At 50.7% G+C, this 16805-nt stretch carries 9 protein-coding genes; all 9 read right to left on the bottom strand.

Annotated features, from left to right (window positions below; translation table 11 throughout):
* Positions 1–9 precede the first annotated feature (9 nt).
* Positions 10–4080: a glycoside hydrolase family 2 TIM barrel-domain containing protein gene (locus PV783_RS32640; protein ID WP_420990937.1), complete on the bottom strand. Its 4071-nt coding sequence runs from the start codon at positions 4078–4080 to the stop codon at positions 10–12.
* Between the two features lie 82 nt (positions 4081–4162).
* Positions 4163–5293 carry a FecR family protein gene (locus tag PV783_RS32635; protein WP_420990936.1) on the bottom strand — a complete coding sequence of 377 codons (1131 nt, stop codon included), beginning with the start codon at positions 5291–5293 and terminating at the stop codon, positions 4163–4165.
* A 41-nt stretch (positions 5294–5334) separates the two neighbouring features.
* Positions 5335–5874, bottom strand: a complete 540-nt coding sequence (locus PV783_RS32630; RefSeq protein WP_079472223.1) for a sigma-70 family RNA polymerase sigma factor — start codon at positions 5872–5874, stop codon at positions 5335–5337.
* Between the two features lie 79 nt (positions 5875–5953).
* Positions 5954–7963 (bottom strand): FAD-dependent oxidoreductase, encoded by a 2010-nt coding sequence (locus tag PV783_RS32625; protein ID WP_420990935.1) that lies wholly within the window; start codon positions 7961–7963, stop codon positions 5954–5956.
* Complete coding sequence (locus PV783_RS32620) at positions 7963–9225, bottom strand: SGNH/GDSL hydrolase family protein (protein WP_420990934.1); 1263 nt, start codon at positions 9223–9225, stop codon at positions 7963–7965. The genes PV783_RS32625 and PV783_RS32620 overlap by 1 nt, the downstream gene beginning before the upstream one ends.
* Before the next feature lie 10 nt (positions 9226–9235).
* Complete coding sequence (locus PV783_RS32615; RefSeq protein WP_363436638.1) at positions 9236–10633, bottom strand: alpha-L-fucosidase; 1398 nt, start codon at positions 10631–10633, stop codon at positions 9236–9238.
* Positions 10634–10752: 119 nt separating this feature from the next.
* On the bottom strand, positions 10753–12987 hold the full coding sequence (locus PV783_RS32610) for a glycosyl hydrolase family 28-related protein (RefSeq protein WP_420990933.1): 2235 nt from the start codon (positions 12985–12987) through the stop codon (positions 10753–10755).
* Positions 12988–13006: 19 nt separating this feature from the next.
* Entirely contained in the window at positions 13007–14932 is a 1926-nt protein-coding gene (locus PV783_RS32605) for a beta-L-arabinofuranosidase domain-containing protein (RefSeq protein WP_420990932.1), read from the bottom strand.
* Positions 14929–16803 (bottom strand): hypothetical protein, encoded by a 1875-nt coding sequence (locus tag PV783_RS32600; RefSeq protein ID WP_420990931.1) that lies wholly within the window; start codon positions 16801–16803, stop codon positions 14929–14931. The genes PV783_RS32605 and PV783_RS32600 overlap by 4 nt, the downstream gene beginning before the upstream one ends.
* Positions 16804–16805 lie beyond the last annotated feature (2 nt).

The following is a 16805-nucleotide window of genomic DNA, read 5'->3' as shown; positions in this document are numbered from 1 at the left end:
AACTCCGGCCTACCAGTACGTAAACTGGTAGGGATCAAAAAATTTATATGCCACCGGGTAAAAATTATTCTTGTCCGATGCATTGCTTTGGGCCTCGCCGGCTTCGGGGTATGCTATATTAGCCCAGAAACCGAATCCTCCTTTACCCGAGACTACTTTGATGGTGAGCATATTTTCACCTGCGGAAAGCGTAACGGGCACGATAAATTCATTTTCCCGCTTCTGGTGGTTGGCATCTATGCGAAGGATGGATTTGCCATTCAACCATACTTCCATCCAGTAGTCGACGCCCATACGAAGAATGGCTTTCTGTGCCGACGGGCTGTTCACGCTTTTGGTTACATACGCTACGGCATTATCATCTTTGCCACCGAAGACTTTACTGAGGTCCACAAAGCCATTATGACCGGCATCTGCTGTTTGCCGCCAGTCCAGCACTTTGCCCTCATCCGTTTTATAGGTGAGGTTCGGGTTTTCAGCACCGGCAATAGCATCTTCTTGCCCGGGAAAAGTGGTGGCCAGCGCCTTTGCCCCGCCTGATGCAGTATAAGGCCCCAGCACTTTCCAGGAGCTGAGTGTGCGGAAAGAAAGCGGGCGGTTCACCTTACAGAGCTTGCGGGCCATTGCAGGGGAAGGCGCAGCGCCTGCGTTGGTAAGCAGTTGCGCTATCAGTTGGTGTATGCGGATCACGCTTAACTGGATGGCTTCCTGTTTTTCCGGGGCTGCTGTATAACGTTGTGCCAGTTGACCGGGAGTAAGTTGCAGATAGATGCTTTTCCCTTTGCGGGTGTTTACTTCAGAAAGAAGTCCGTCGAGTAACGGGGAAGAAGTAAATGCCGTTACTTGTAGCGTATCCCGCCACCGCAGCAGGTTAGGTCCGATAGCCCGGAGTAAGGGAGTTCCTTTCCCGGGGTGCGCCTGTATCATGGTTTTAGCTGCTGTATTTAGTCCCTGCCCGGCGAGCAATGATTGTTTTTGCGGAAGATAAAATGCAATGCCTCCTGCGGCAACAAATGTATTGAGCTGTGGTGGTGTGGTGGTTTGATCCGGGCCCAGTACCCATATAGCATTACCGGTAGCCGGTCCATCGCGGAAGGCGACCCCTGCGTTGAGGAGCAGCTGCCTGCCGGTGCTGTCGCCGGTATAATATACATCACGTAACCCGGGAAGGGATGGCTGTTGTGAAGTGAACAGGTTTTTCGCCAGCAGGGTGGCAGCGGGATCAACGCCCACGCGGCCGGTGAGGTCCAGTGAACAGAAAGTTACTTTGCCTTTACCATAGCGCCATTCCAGCAAAGGCGTATACGCCATGTCAAATTCAGTTTGCAGGATGGGCGTGAAACCGGCCACCTCAGGGGTTTTCAGCGCTACGGAGGCAACGGCGTGGCGATTGGTCCATTTAGGCGCATGTTGTGTATCATAGCTCTTCGCCTGTTTGCCTTCCGGCAGCAGATCGGGACTGCCCCGCCAGTTGATCATATCTGCTGGCTGCAACCCTGCGAGGAGGGGGCTCTCCCGGTCACGGATAAACGTATAGCGCGGCATCGTTTCTATCGTTTCAAAACCCATACCTTCCCATACAGTGGGTTGTTGTTCCAGGATCACCACACGTAATCCTGCGGCCACATCCTTCTCCGTATAAGGCAGCGTATCGCCCGGCTGCAGGGCCTCACGGCCTATCACTAATACAGCGTCCGGGGAAATGTGGCTGCCTTTTTTCCATGCGGAATATTGTATGCCCAGCTGCTTCAGTGAAGCAGCCGATTTTCCCGCGGGATCATACAGCCACACCGGCACTTTCACAGCCGCAACTGCGGGCCGCGGGAAAACCGTGAGCGGAAAAGTATCGTTGCCTGCCCCGGCAACGGTAAGCACCAGTTGCATATCTGTTCGGGTAGTTACCTGCGGCGCTTTCAGGGACAGCGGGAACAGCTTTATTTCGCCGCCGTTTACTGCCAGCGACATTGATCCCTGCTGAAATACTTTATCGCCTTGTTTGAGCATCCATTTTGCCTGTGGCGCTATCTTATGCGGACCGTCCCATACCACGGCTACCTGTTTTTCAAAAGTTTCGCCGGCAAAGAAGGTATGTGTTTTATCGGTATGGACCGGCGATCCGGCGAGGTAAACAAGCAATGGCTGATTAGCTTCTTGGAAAATATCGTAACGCGGATTGGCCCATGCGGGCTTGCCGGTTAGCGGGGCGGTGAGTGATTTGTAGCGTTGCGTAAAGCTTTTCAACTTTTCCCCGTTGGGGTTGCCGTAGCCTTCCAGCAGCCAGTATAGCCAGCCTCCGTTTACGCCCCAGGTACGCCATGCGCGGTTGGTATTGCGGGTAAACAATTCCTGGAAACGCCAGAAGCCGGGATACTGCTGAAAGTCCATTTGCTCCCAGGTGGCGCTGCCGGCAGCATTGCTTTTTGCGATCGTTTGCCGTAATCCGTTCTCTCCTTCGGTGGCATAGGCAGCATCACCGAGGTACATGGATAAATATTCCGTAAGCAGGAACTGCTTTCCTTTCCAGAAATTGTTCCAGTAAGGAGGCCCGAATTCAACGGCAGAATAGGGCATATTCCCTTCTTTTGCCCAGGCCATCGGCCATTCCTCCCTTTCCTGAAGGGGTACAAAATTCAGGTATACGTTGGCGGAAGAGATATCGCCCACGCTGCCATCGGCATGGGCAAACACCAGCCGGGTGGGATCTTCCTTTTTCACGATGGTACACGCAAGGTCTATCACTTTGCCCTGCGTGGAGTAAACGGAATCGCGTTTCCCCATCCTGGCGGGATCGATATTTGACTTTGGGTTGGCGCTGTTCATGGCAATCACCCAGGCGAGGATACTGGGATGGTTACGGTAATGCCGTGTAAAGTAGGCGGCTTCTTTTTGGTAGTCGTTTTGCAGTTTTGGATCATGCAGCAGTTTATCCCGTATCACGGAAACCGAGGGCCCTGGCACAGTACAGCCCATTCCCGTGCGGTCCATTTCATTGAGCATGTCTTCATTAAGAAGCGGCGTTTCTGCATCGTTTAGCCACCACAGTTTGTGATGAGGCTGGAACTGTCCTACGTTGTAGCCGATCAGCCGGTAAAGCGACAAGCCATATTGATTGGCGCCATACACATCGGTAAGCCGCCAGCGGGAGAGGTGACCGTTCATCAATAGCTGGTTGCCGGCGGTCCATATTTCCCTGAACCCGAACGTTACATCGGGGTAGCGGCAAAGCGTTTTGCCCTCCTGCATTAATACCACCTTTGCCTGGTAGAGGTAAGGACTGTCCAGTTCCCAACAGATGGGGTTTTGCCAGTTTGCGGTTACACGATACACCTGTTTCCCGTTCACCAGCTGCAATGCTTTACTGGAAAGAGTAAGCACACGGGTATGGTGTTGATCAATGATCTCTGCCTGCAAATCATAAGTGCCGGTGATATTTTTTGCGTTCACTTCCACTTCGAGGGTGAGCGATTTATTCCTGAAAGAAGGAATGCAGAACACATCTGTGATGGCTTGCGGCGCCCGGGCAATAATGGTAACAGGCGCTGTAATGCCCATCGGCCAATCTGATACGGGGATGATGTTCCCGCTGCCGTGCCTCGACTGATAACGAAGCGGATCTGCTGTAAAACCCCGGGAGATACCGTTATAATCCCTGGTAATAAAAACGCGAAGCGTGTTTGGTGCGCCGTAACGCAGGAAGGGACTCAGGTTTATTTCACCACCGGGCCTGAGCAGTTCTCCTACACGTTGATCATTAAGAAAGATGACCGCATCGCCTTCTATCCGCCTGAAGTCAGCGATCACATTTTTGGACTGCCAGTCAGCCGGAACGTTTACCTGTTGTTCATACCAGAGGCTGTTCACTTTATCCTGCGGCGTGTTTGCCCAGGCGCTGTTTTTCCCGGTGGTGATCCTTCTCCAGTCTGTAGCGGTGATGGAGCCCCACTGGCTGCTATCGGGAGCTATCGCCTGTGATTGTGCGGGCTGTACCTTCCAGGGTCCGTTCAGGCGGAGGGTATCCTGTGCATATGCTGCAAGGGTGATCAGGAGGGCGGTAAAAGAGGCAATGATACGGTTCTTCAAAATAGTAAAACTTAAGTGCTGAATATACAACGCATCTTTAGGACTTAAATTCTACGGATATGGGTGAACGGTAAAAAATGAATTACTTCAGGTGCAGCACATTGCCCTTGTAATAATATTGAACACCGGAAGAAATAGCAATGTTGGTAAGGAATACATCCAATGGTTTACGCTTATCTATGGCGCCGGACAGCGTTTCGTTGGCCAGGGCCGGGTTATCGAATATAACCGGCACTTCAAACCAGCGGGAAATGATCACGGCAATGCTGCTTAGTTTTTCATCACGGAAATGGGTGGTGCCGTCCATCCACGACAGGGTATTGTATGCATCAAAAGAAGTGGTAGTAAATTTCCCATCTTCATATACCGACTGGTAACCGGGGGATAATTTCACTTTGACATCCTTTCTGCTGCTTACTACAGCTCCCTCCACGAGCGATGTGGTGACGCTGCCGGGCTCATATGCCTGGATGTTGAAAGAGGTGCCCAATACCTCCACCGTTGTTTCCCCGGCATGCACAATAAAAGGTTGGTGCTCATTTTTTGCTACTTTAAAATAGGCTTCGCCAGATAGATATACCTCCCGGTTACTACCCCTGAAAGCATAGGGGAAGCGGAGGCTGGACAGTGAGTTTAACCATACTTCTGTGCCGTCTTTCAATACTATTTTATAATCCAGTTTTCCCGGTACCATCAGCGTGGCCCATTCATCTGTGGTGTTTTCGGGCGCGGTATAGGTAAGACTGTCGCCATTGGTAACCAGTTTCATGGAACCGGCCGTAATAATATTACTGGCAGACGAGGACAGCGGAATATCCTTCCCATCCGATAACCTTAGCTGCAGTGTGTTTTTGGCAAGCGGTAAAGCTGGTGGCCCGGGAGAAATATTTCTGCCGGAAAAATACCAGGCCCCGCCGGCAGCTATTATCAGCAATGCAACGGCTGCGGCCATACGCCATTTCCGCAGGGGGAATATTTTTGAACGGGGTTGCAGTTGAGGTTTTACGTTGTTCCAGCCGCGTGTTTCATCAATACCGGCTATGAAGCGCCGGCCTTTATCATTGTCCAGTTCCTGCCGGATGTTATGCCACATAGCAGCTACGGCCGCATCATTTTCAATGGCAGTGGTCACCAGCCGGTCATCTTCTTCACTGATAGATCCGGTTATTTTCTCAAAGAGTAGTGCTCTTATATGTTCTCTGTTTACTTCCATCTGTAACTTAAAGACGATTTTTGCGCAAAAACGGGTGATCGTTATTTGTAGCCCGCAAACTTTTTTTGTAAGATTTTTAGTGCCAGCTTCAGGTGCGTTTTAACAGAGTTAATGGTGATGCCCATTTCTTCCGCTGCTTCTTTATACTTTTTATCTTCCAGGTACACCAGGCTGAAAGCCCTTAAGCGCTGGTTGGGAAGCTCATTCAGGAGAAGGTCTATCTGTTGTGCAGTCTCTTTATTCTCGACAATATTTTCATTGATCTTATCTTCCAGTGTGTTGGCATACGCGTGAAATCTTTTATGCTCATTTTTTCCCTTCTCAATAAAGCTGAGGCATTTATTACGGATAGCAGTGTGGAGGTAAGATTTAACGGAATAGGTAATGTTAAGATACAGTTGTTTATCCCATATTTCGATGAAAAGGGATTGTACCTGATCTTCCGCTTCTGTTTCATCTTTTAACAGGTAGTAAGCGTCAACATTCAGCGATTTGTAGTATTTCTTAAATAACTGTTCATACGCTTTTATATCACCCTCCTTGAGTTGGTGCAATAAAAGCCCGTCGTCATTATTATTCATGAAGAGATACTTATTAACGTGGTAAAAATCTCTATAACGTGTACTTAAAGTTAATATCTCTTTGTTAAGTTTCCCTCATTTATTTTTTATTTCCGGATACGGGTACAAAAACCACGGCATCCGCTACTATGGCGCCGTTAGCTCCCTTGTTACTGAATTCCACGTATCCGCCGGTTCCTTCCCGGAATTGATAGGTTCCCAGCGGGAGCCATTCCCCGCCGGTTTGCCCCTGTACGGCAATACCGGCTGTTTCCAGTTGCACTTCGCTGGCTGTGCCGTTAAACACAGTGATGGATGTTTTGGCTGAAATCCCTTTTTCCCTGGCAGAAACATAGGTATACACCTGGTAGTCGCCGGGTTCCTTTACCTGCGGGATAAAACGGACCGTTGCTGCAGCCCCGTCGCTGCCAGCCCGGTTGATATACGCATCGGGGCCATAATGCTCCCCCTTTTGAAGTTGCCATGCGCCTGTTTTTACCACGTGCGTACTATCAGCATTGTCTACCAGTATTTCCGGGGTACTGCCATCTGCCAGCGGGTTGTCTTTCAGCATTTGCTGTACCTTGTCAACGGGAATGTCCTGCACGGCCTTATTCCCGTCTATCGCCACCACCGCGGCGGTAGCGGCAGATTGTGCCAGCACCATAAATACCGGTTCCATACGGATAGACCCATAGGCAATATGACTGGCCGATAAACAAACCGGTACCAGCAGGTTTTTACAGTCACGGGCTTTGGGTATCATAGCCCGGTAGGAAATGGGATAGGGGCCGGCCACGCCTCTTTGCACATCTCCTTCATTTTTAGCCATGCCATTGATCACCAGCCGCTGTGTGTTGTGGGAATCCATGCCATAAGCCGCCATCGCAATGCCATCGTTTACGGTTGTTTTCCCCTGGCAGTTGGCTTGTGTCATGATATATTCGCCGGTCATCCTGCGGGCTTCCCTGATATATAGCTGCGGGCTCCAGTGGCCGTTGTCGGGGTATTCATCCGCAGGATACCCCCATTCCGCCATGAACTGGTGCATAGATGCCGGCACCCGCGGGTCCTGACTCAGAAAATATAACAATCCCTTGTCGTAATCTTCATGCGCCTGTATAATTAGCCGGCGGGTATTTGCATCTCCGTCGGGGTAGTCGTAATTCATGCCGATCATATCGGTAGAGAAACCACCGTTATTATTGATATCTGTTTTATGGTTAGGCATCCTGTCAAATTTCATAAAGTCGCGCACGGATGCATTGGGTAGCTTGCTGATATAGCGAAGCAACAGTTCATACTTCGTGGAATCGTACCGGGCGGGCCTTGTGATAGGAATACGGTTAGCCGGATCGTTGGTAAGACAAATCCTGAAGTTATACGCCTGCACTTTGTTGTCGCCGCTGCCGGTGGGTGGCAGGCTGGCGTTACTGATACCCCAGAGCAGGCCGCTGGTGGAATCTCCGGGTATCTTATAGGGATCGATGCCGTCGGGGATCTGGTTGCCCCGCTGTGGCGTTTGCGATTCTTTTACCTGCACCCCGTTGAATGTTTCCCTGTAAACGCTGTTGGCTTCGCGGCCTACTACATAGGACACGCCTGCTTTTGCCATCAGGTCGCCTTCGTAGGAGCAATCAATAAACAGCTTTGCCCGGATCAAAGTATTCGTATGTGGGTTGCCGTTATACTCAACCGTTATTTCTTTTATAAATCCTTTTTCTTTCTTTACGGCAGTCAGCCTGTTTTCATACAGCACCGGCACATTGGCGGAGCGCAGGTATTGCAGGAAAATATTTTCCGCTACATGCGGTTCAAAGATCCACGATTCAAATTTACCGTAGTAGTTGCCGGTGCGGCGGTAGAAGTTAAGGCCAAGACCGGTAACCGCGTATTTATTGCCGATATCAGTATATCCGAGTCCGCCGGCCGATAGTCCGCCTACATGTTTCCCCGGCTCAATCAGCAATACAGACTTCCCCAGCATCTTTGCGGTGTAGGCAGCTATAACCCCCGCGGAAGTGCCGCCATATACGCAGATATCGTATGCCGGTGGTGCGGCATGTACTGTATTAAAGAACGGAAATAGCAGCACTAAAATCTTTTTCATCATTTGTTTTGGTTTGTCAGGCTGCCCAATAGCAGCAGCCAGCCTGCATAGCAGGCATCTTCTTTATATTTATCCAGGTTGCCGGGCTGGTTGTCGCCTGTTTTCAGGATGGCCATTTTGTCTAATTTTTTTGCGGATACTTCCAGGTTAATAGTGTGTGGTCCGGCATCGAGCAGGGGCAGGAAAAAGTAGTGTGAGCGGTAGTACACGGCGTGACGGTCGAAGCGGGGATATGATTTGGCCGCCTGTCCATCTATCGTTACGTCGTACTGCCCACAACCGGGGCCTACCAGGTCGTATAAACCTGCCAGGCGCCCATTGAATCTTATCTGCAGCGATGATCCGGGTTGTGTGGCTTTAACAAGCAATGGAAAGCGTTGGCGGAATTGAACCGCTACGGAGTCGTTACTGTTGGAAAGATCAGTCCACTGCCCGGTCCGGGGCAGGTCTTTCACAGCAACCAGCTGTGCATCTTCCCAGTTATCTTTGGTATAGGGATCAATAAGGGGGTGTTTAAAAGGCTGATCATTGTTCCTTAGCTGCTGCATGGCGCGCACCAGCGCTTCGGTGTACAGGCGGTGGCCGGTGGTGGTGTTGGGGTGAATGTTGTCGCCGGAGAAAACGAGTTTGTCCGGGTACTGATCCGGTTTGCCCTGGAACACCAGTTTGTTTTCCTTCAGCAGCGCCAATACCTGCATGCCCAGTTGTACCGAAGGAATGCCATAGTGCTGTGCAATATGTTCCATTGCCAGCATGGTGGGCCATAGTTGTCCCTGTTGCAGCACCGGCAGCATATTACCGGCCACGGTGTATACAAAGCAAATGTCTGTGGATGGATTGGCTTTCCAGATCTGCCGCACAATTCCTTCCATTGTTTGATGTACATAGGGGCCGCCGTCGTTTACAGCGAATTCCACGAACACAAGATCGGGTTGTTGCGACAACACATCGCGGCGCACGCGGAAAACGCCGAGGTCGGAACCGGTGCCGCCTACGCCGGCATTGATCTGTTTTATTTGCGCCTGCGGGTATTGCTGTTGAAACCATTTTACGGATTGGTCGCGCCAGCCACCGGAAGCGGCGGTGATACTGCCGCCAAAGTAAGCGATGGTGAGCGGTCCGCCGGATTTCAACTTCGCAAAAAAGTTGGGTAAGCCCTGGCGGATGCGGTATTCCTGCATGGAATTAAGCGAATCTGTTTGTGCATGCAATGATAGTGATACAAAAAAAAGCAACACTACACCTGTCAATCTTAGCGGCATATCTATATAGTTAATTCATTTTAAAAACCCATACTGCCTCCCCGGCCAGCTGTTCACGCGCGGCTTCCGGAATGCTGATGGTGATGGAATCGCCCGTTTGTTTCCATGTCAGTTGTTTTTTAACGCCCAGCAAAGTGACGACTGCTTTCTGGTTCACTTCTTTCAAAGGCACGCTGATAGCGGCTGGTAAAGTATTTTCTTTTTCTGCCGGGAGATAGGAAAGATAAAGGGCTTTCTCACTTTTTGTAAAAGCCCATTTATCCTGGCGGTAAGGAGCAACAGGTTTGGTGCCGTAAATAGATTCGCTGTTTGTTTTCATCCATTTACCGATATCGGCTAACCGCTGATAGGCTTCTGCGTGCCAGTCGCCATCAGGACCGGGGCCGATGTTGAGCAGCAGGTTACCGTTTTTGGCTACAATGTCTACCAGCATTTGTATCAGCTGCCGCGATGGTTTATAATTTTCTTTTACGATGTACGACCAGGAGCGGCCCAGCGTCATACAGGTTTCCCACGGAACGGGGATATAATGGTCCGGGATTTTTTGTTCCGGGGTGAGATAGTTTACATATGCTGCTGCGCCGTGGCGGTCTACCACAATCAGGCCGGGCTGGTGTTTGCGCGCCATTGTTACAATGGGCTTCATATCCATGCCCGCCCAGCTGCCGTCCAGCCAGAGGAGATCCAGTTTGCCGTAGTTGGTCATCAGTTCTTCGATCTGGTTATAGGTGAAATCGCAGAACCGTTGCCAGCGTTCGGGATATGCCTTCTTATCATAGCTCTGGTGGCGGTCTTTCGGCGGGAAGTAAGACCACCAGTAATCTTCCGAGTGCCAGTCGGGTTTTGAAAAGTAGGCGCCGGCCATAAAATCTTTTTTACGGAAGGCGTTGAAAATTTCCAGGGAAATATTGCTGCGTGGATTGGATGAAAATGGTGTTTTGGCGCTGGTAATTTTATAGTCGGTGTACTTCGTATCAAACATACAGAAGCCATCATGATGTTTGGTGGTAAACACTACATAGCGCATCCCGGCTGCTTTTGCGGCGTCGGCCCATTTATCGGGATTAAAGTGGATGGGATTGAAAGTGGTTTGCAGGTTTTCGTATGCCTGTTTGTATTGAAACCAGTTTGCTGCGTAGGGGCCTGTACGTTTGGTAAAGGGATAGTCTTCCGGGGAAAGCGACCATGATTCCACGATACCCCACTGGCTGTAGGTACCCCAATGCATAAACAGGCCAAACTTCAGATCCTGCCAATGTGATAAATTGGCTTTCACGGCTTCTTCGGTTGGCGCGGCATAGGTTTTTTCAGGGTCATATGCCTGTGTACCCTGACTGCTGGCGGATAAATAACTGCTGCACCCAAACATGACTAACAGCGTATTCCGGATAATTGATAGCTTCCCCATTATTGTTTTCTTTTTTCCTGCACGCTGGTATATAAATCTTATAGACAGATTCTTTCTTAAAACGGGTGAATGCCCGGAAAATTATCCACCACAGGCAGGGTTCGCCTGTGGTGAATGGTTTAATAGGTAATGGTATAGGGTATCGTAACACTATTGCCGGTACCCGGTTTCAGAAACAGGTTGATAGTAAAACCGCTGGTAGTTCTGTTACTGATATAAGGAGTATTGATGAGCAGCAGCGGCATACCGGCTGTTACCACGGGCAGTCCCAGGGAGATGATAGCGGTGCCGGGCAGTAAAAAGTTAGGGTAGCTGACCAGCGTTACATCGTTGCTCTGAAAACTGGATGCGGTAACATCTGCAAAGGTGTCCATATCACTGATGGTAACGGTACCGGAAAAGGTAGTGGCTTTTTCCACGCGTACGGACCTTACGGCAATGTTGTCCCATAGCGGCTGATTGGCATTGTCGCGGAACCAGGCGGAAAAGTCTGCCACCGGCATAGTGGAAGGAATGGCAAAGCCGGTTACCACGTACTGTTTATCTTCGTTAAGCGGGATGTTACTGAAGTCCCATCTCCCTAACAAATTAGTACCACCGCTGGAAGAACACTGCATGCTGAACCTGCCTGCAGAAGCGCCTGCTGCCAGCCGGCGTAATACCACCGTGGCTTTCATGGGGGTGTTATAAGGCGGGGCGTTGTCGTACCGCAGTTTTATGCACGACTGGTTATCGCTGATGCTGCCGGGATCAACGGTTGCTTTGAAAAATCCCCAGGCGGCGCCGAATCTTTCCGTAGAGCCGTTGGCGTTAATGAACTGGTTATCTTTCACGCCCCTGGCATCTCCAACAATGTATACGTCGTTGTTGGTTTCGCGGTAACGTTTTAACGGGAAGGGGCCGGTGTTCTCTTTTACAAAATTCCAGATCACGGTACCGTCGGTGATGCCAGCGCCTGTTCCGGTGGGGCCGCCCGCAACATCAGAAGTACCGGCGGTTGTTACGATGTATACATTCAACCCGTTTTGTGCGGTTTGCCCCACAACATAAGCAGTAGCAGGCTTCCACCCGGTATACTCCGAATAATATGCCGTAGCGAAATCGTTGCCTTGTACATCGAGTCGCTGGAAGTCGGTGCCGGAGGTAGCAAGCCCGGTGTTGCCGGCGTTCGTGATCACCACGGGGTTATCTTTAAACGAAACGCCCCTGGCCACGATCCGCGTAAACATGCCCGCTTCCACGAGGATGCCGTATTGCGCCCTGCCGTTGTTGGCGCCGGTAGCGGCGGCGGTATTCAGTACAGCGCCTCTTTCCAGCAGGAGGTCCGACCGGAAGGGCGACTGTGTACCATCTTTATGCATCCATATCAATGCTTTGGCTGCGGTGCCGGTGCTGCTGCCATTGTTTACTTCCAGTGCGGTGTCGCGGATGATCAGGCCGCCGTCGGTATCAATCATCACGCTGTTGGCATCGGGCGAAATGATGAGTGGTTCGGATGTTTCTATTAAGTTCCTGCCGCCTATATAGGAGCCTGTTTTGCCGGCCCTGGTTTGCCTGGTATAGATGGCTGCTACCGGCGGATTGCCGTTGTTATAAATACCTTGCTGCGTGGTTACATTGATGATGCGGTTCATAAAACAGCCGATCAGCTTTATGCCTATCCTGCCGCCGCGGAGCAGGCATCTGTCGATGGTACCGAGATACACTGGTTCCCACCATATGCAGGTTTGTGCAGGATCGGCAATTTCTTTCAGCCGTATATCTACATTTTGCAGGGTAGGGCGGTAGCAGTTGGAATAGTTGGTACTGTAATAGCGGATGCCGGTAAGTGCTTCGCCACAATTGAGGGTGAGGTTCCTGATAGTGGGACCAGTAGCGCCGATGGTGGCGTCGAAGTTGAGACAATGAATGTTGCCGGTGGCGGTGGTAAAGTCCAGGATGGTAGGAGTAGGGGAATCTACAATGCCGTAGTCGCCTTGTTCGCCGGTGTAGGTTTGTCCTGTTTTAAGATTGATCTGCGCGGTTACTTTGTAATTACCTTTTGGGAAATAAATGGTCCTGCCGGTGGCGGCGGTGTCAATGCACTTCTGAATGGCTACGGTATCATCCGTGGAGGCATTGCCTTTTGCACCAAACCATTTTACGTTGAAGAGATTGGTGTCTACCCGGAGCCATCTGCCGGCGCCGGCCACTACGATGATGGTACCGCGGTTGTCGCCGGTAGTATTGGTGGGTTGCCAGTAAAAGTCTCCGCCGCCGCCGTCGCCCGGCGTATAATATCCCAGCAGATTGCAAAGTTCATTGGCGGTAGTACCCGCTGTAGTTTCTAAAAGGGAGATGTTTGTGATAGTCATAGTTAAAGGGTTTAATGTATTAAGGGATCACCGGGAATACCGTCATGCGTAGCCTGGTAATGCCATACGGCACCAGGGTGATGGTATCGGTTGTTGTTTCATAGTGGAAGGAACCTGGTATTGGTAAAGGGGGCGTGTAACGGTTCTCTGATAAATGCCAGTCGTTAATTTTCCTGGCCGGTACCTTAATGGTAACAGCGGCTGTTTCAAAGGGATAAGTATTGCTGTTGTTTTCTGTTACCTGCCATTGCGCGGGATGCGCCAGCAGCGCATAGTTCCAGTCGCCCGCAGGGCGGATATCCAATGCGGGAAAACCAGGATCTGCTGACTTTTTGCCACCGAGATTTGCATAAGTGGCGGTATCTGTGGTTACTTTTTCCGGAACGGGATAAGCGTATAGTAAAGGGCCGCGTTCCACGGTAACGCCCCACTGGCCCCATTGTACGAGCTGAGGCTGCATAGGGAATTGTATATTGATCTGGTCGTTGTTACGGAATTTGCGATGCAGGGTTACAAAGGAACCAGGCGTTAATGCGCCATTGTATCTTTTTCCATTGATGCTCACGATAGCTGATGTACACCAGCCGGGGATGCGGAAGGTGAAAGGCATGGTGATGTCCTGCTGCATCTGAAAGGTAAACTGCAACTGATCTGCAAAAGGGTATCGGGTACTTTCGGTAATGGTGAGTTGGTTTCCTTTGTAGTCAAGCGTTTCAACGGATGGCCCGTAAAGCGCTGCCACGGGGCCTCCCGCGGTATCGCGCAGCCACATGCGCGCGGCATAGTTGGGCATAAAGCGATGTACATTACCGGCGCAGCATTCCGTTTCATGACAGGGCCAGTAAGCCATCCAGGTAGAGCCATGCGCAAATTTGTTGTGGTTGGATTGTCCCGTGGCGATTACCTGGTTAACGCTGGAGAAATACTGGAGATTTTTAAAATCTTTGGACACCGCGCCCGGACCGGCATTGAAGATGGCCTTTTCCAGTTTATCGGCCCAGCGGCCATCGCCGGTGGCCATCAGCAGGTAACCCACTGCCCAGGTATAGTCGGTGATATCGCAGGTTTCATGACTCTGCAACGGATCTTTGCCCGCTAGGAATTCGTTGGAGCTGGGGATGCCATCCGGCAGCATATGATCACGATCCAGTTTGTACAGGGCATTCAACGCTGCATCGAGATATACTTTTTTACCGGTGTAAGTGTACAGGATGGCAGGCAGCTTCGCCATTTCCATATAGGTAACGCCGTGCAGCACCAGGGTATCCGGCGAAGAAGCCGTTTGCATATTCAGTTCAAAACTGCCTTTGGCATAAGCTGCTTCCGCAAGCGCCAGCAGGCGGGGATCGTTGGTTTTACCATAGGTCCACAGCATACCTTCAATGTTTACAATGGCGCGTTTGGCATTGCCTATTTCTTCGGGCGTATAGCTGAGGTAATGTTTGTGCAGGGCAGCAATAATCCGCTGATCACCGGTAGCGGCATATTCCGCCTGCAACACCCGGAAGTAAACAGCGATAGGCCACTGACTGGCGAATAGTTCCGGGCCCAGGCGGCCATTGGATTGTACATGCGCCAGTGTATAGTGAATACCTGCGCGCGCTTTATTTACGAGTGCCGTATCATTTAATAAATAACCCAACCGCAGGATGCCATCACTGTAGTAAGCGGTTTGTTCATATCGCCACCAGTTGGCGCCGTGTTGTTCGCCTACCCGGTCAATAACGCCTGCCCATAAAGAGGAGTTGAACGGATACGATAATACTTCCGGATGCCCGGTAAGACCGCTACGCTGCCGGAGCAGGAATTCTTTCAGCCAGCCCTGCGGACGAACATCCGTGATGGCCTGTTCCCTGAATTTATCGAACCTGGCAGGGCCTTGCTGTGCCATTGCGGGCATAACAACATACAAGGCAGCGCTGATGAGTAAGCATACTTTTTTCATGTGCGTGGTCTTACGGAAATTTTTATGTCGATATTATTCGTTTCAAATAGTAGTGGAATGGCTTCGAGCCCGGGTACAAAATTGAAAGCACGATCCGTTAATGCCCGGGTTATTTTTATGGGAGCGCTGCTGCTTATCTCCACAATACTACCCGCTTTGCGTATTTCCAGTTTGTTTTCAGAGAGAAGTGTAACGGGTTCGTTGTGCGTACTGATAACGGGTAAACTATAAACGGCCTTTTCGTTTTTCGCGGTAGCGTGAATATGAAACACCTCTTTCTCAAAAATATAACTGATCGTACATTCCGGCGAAGCAGCGGGCAACTGGTTTTCATCTACCAGTAATGAATGCGTGTTAAACATTATCTGCCCGTTGTTTTCCTTATAATCAACGGTTGCTTTCAGATCATTGGTGTGCTGGTACAGCTGCGTACCTGACACTATGTTAAAGCCAGGTGTAAAGCAAACAGATTGCGGATCGTTATCCCGCTGCATGTTGAAGCTCTCTACCATCTGATACCGGTTCATGCTTGCAACAAGCAGGGGACCGGTATCTTCATGCCAGAGCATGGATAAAGCGCCGCCGGTAGCATGGCCGCCTTTCATGGAATACTCCTGGTCGTACCCGGTGATGGTGCCCCGCCATTTATAAGTGGAGATCAGCCAGGTATTGATTTCAGGAAACGACTTTACACCGTATATACCTTCCCGTGGGAGCGACCCGGTACGCTCTTTTATAGCCGGAGCCTGAAGCAAAACCGTGGCTAATGCTTTGCTATGCGCCAGCGAATGACTTACACAGGGCAATACCCCGTGTTGCACATAATGAGGACCGCCATGTAATAACTTGTTGTGCGTGCATTGTGCCAGCAGCCGGGTATTTTGCAGGGCTGCTTTGTAAAAGGCAGGGTCAGTGTCAGCCATCAGGGCATAGGCCGGCTGACAACCATCGCTGGTTCTGCTGCCCCAGTATGTCCATTTAAAATTCCTGGTTCCCCAGCTGTTATCCCAGCCGCCGTCGGGCAGCATAAATTCCAGGTGCGCTTTTAAGGAGTGCGTCAGCTTGTCCAGCAGGGGAGTGTCATTCATTAGTTTTGCATACAGCACCAGTGAAGGAAGGGATTCCTCCACGTTGTAGCCGAGGTCCACGGAATAACAGCCTTTTGCACTTTTCTCCGGCACCGGTTTTCCTTCGCCATATATCAGGCCATTGGCAGTAAACCAGGCGAGGCATTCCTTTGCGAGGTTTTTACCTTTGGTAATAAAATGGGGTTGTTGGAGATAGGTACCTATCAGGCACAAAGCATAACTGCCGGCGATGGGGTAATTGATATTGCCGGTGTTGATCGTAAAATTTTTATAGAGATAATCACCTGCTTTTTGTAAACGGTTTTTCCATTGCTGTTGTGTAGGCTTATCCAGCAGCTGTTCAAAGTGGATCAGCGCTTCTGCCAGGCTGGTAGCGCCAAACACCGTGATGCCTTTCCAGTCGCTTACGCTTACTTCGTTTACCCAGGCGCCGTCGGGCGTGCTCACCATGTTTTCCATCCAGTTGTACAAGCGGATGGCCGCATCTGCATACTGTTGTTCTTTTCTTTTGTTGGCAAGATATAATAGCGGGAAGATAGCATCGCCGCAGCGGCCATGTATGGTGGCGCAGGCGGGGCACAGTATGCCGCCATGCAATCCTTTTACCTGCGGCTGGTTTACCTGTAGCGCCAGTAAACTTTCGCCCCATTGTTCCAGCAATTGCTCACTCAATGTAGTCAGTTCATCTTTATAAACGCCCGCCCATGCGCTGACAGGCGGTAACAGCAAGCCTGCACTGCCGAGGGTGGTTATTTTCAGGAAGTCGCGCCTCGATGTAAACATGG

Source organism: Chitinophaga sp. CC14 (genome assembly GCF_048957795.1).
GTDB classification, from domain to species: Bacteria; Bacteroidota; Bacteroidia; order Chitinophagales; family Chitinophagaceae; genus Chitinophaga; species Chitinophaga ginsengisegetis.
This window is presented reverse-complemented; position numbering and strand designations above follow the sequence as displayed.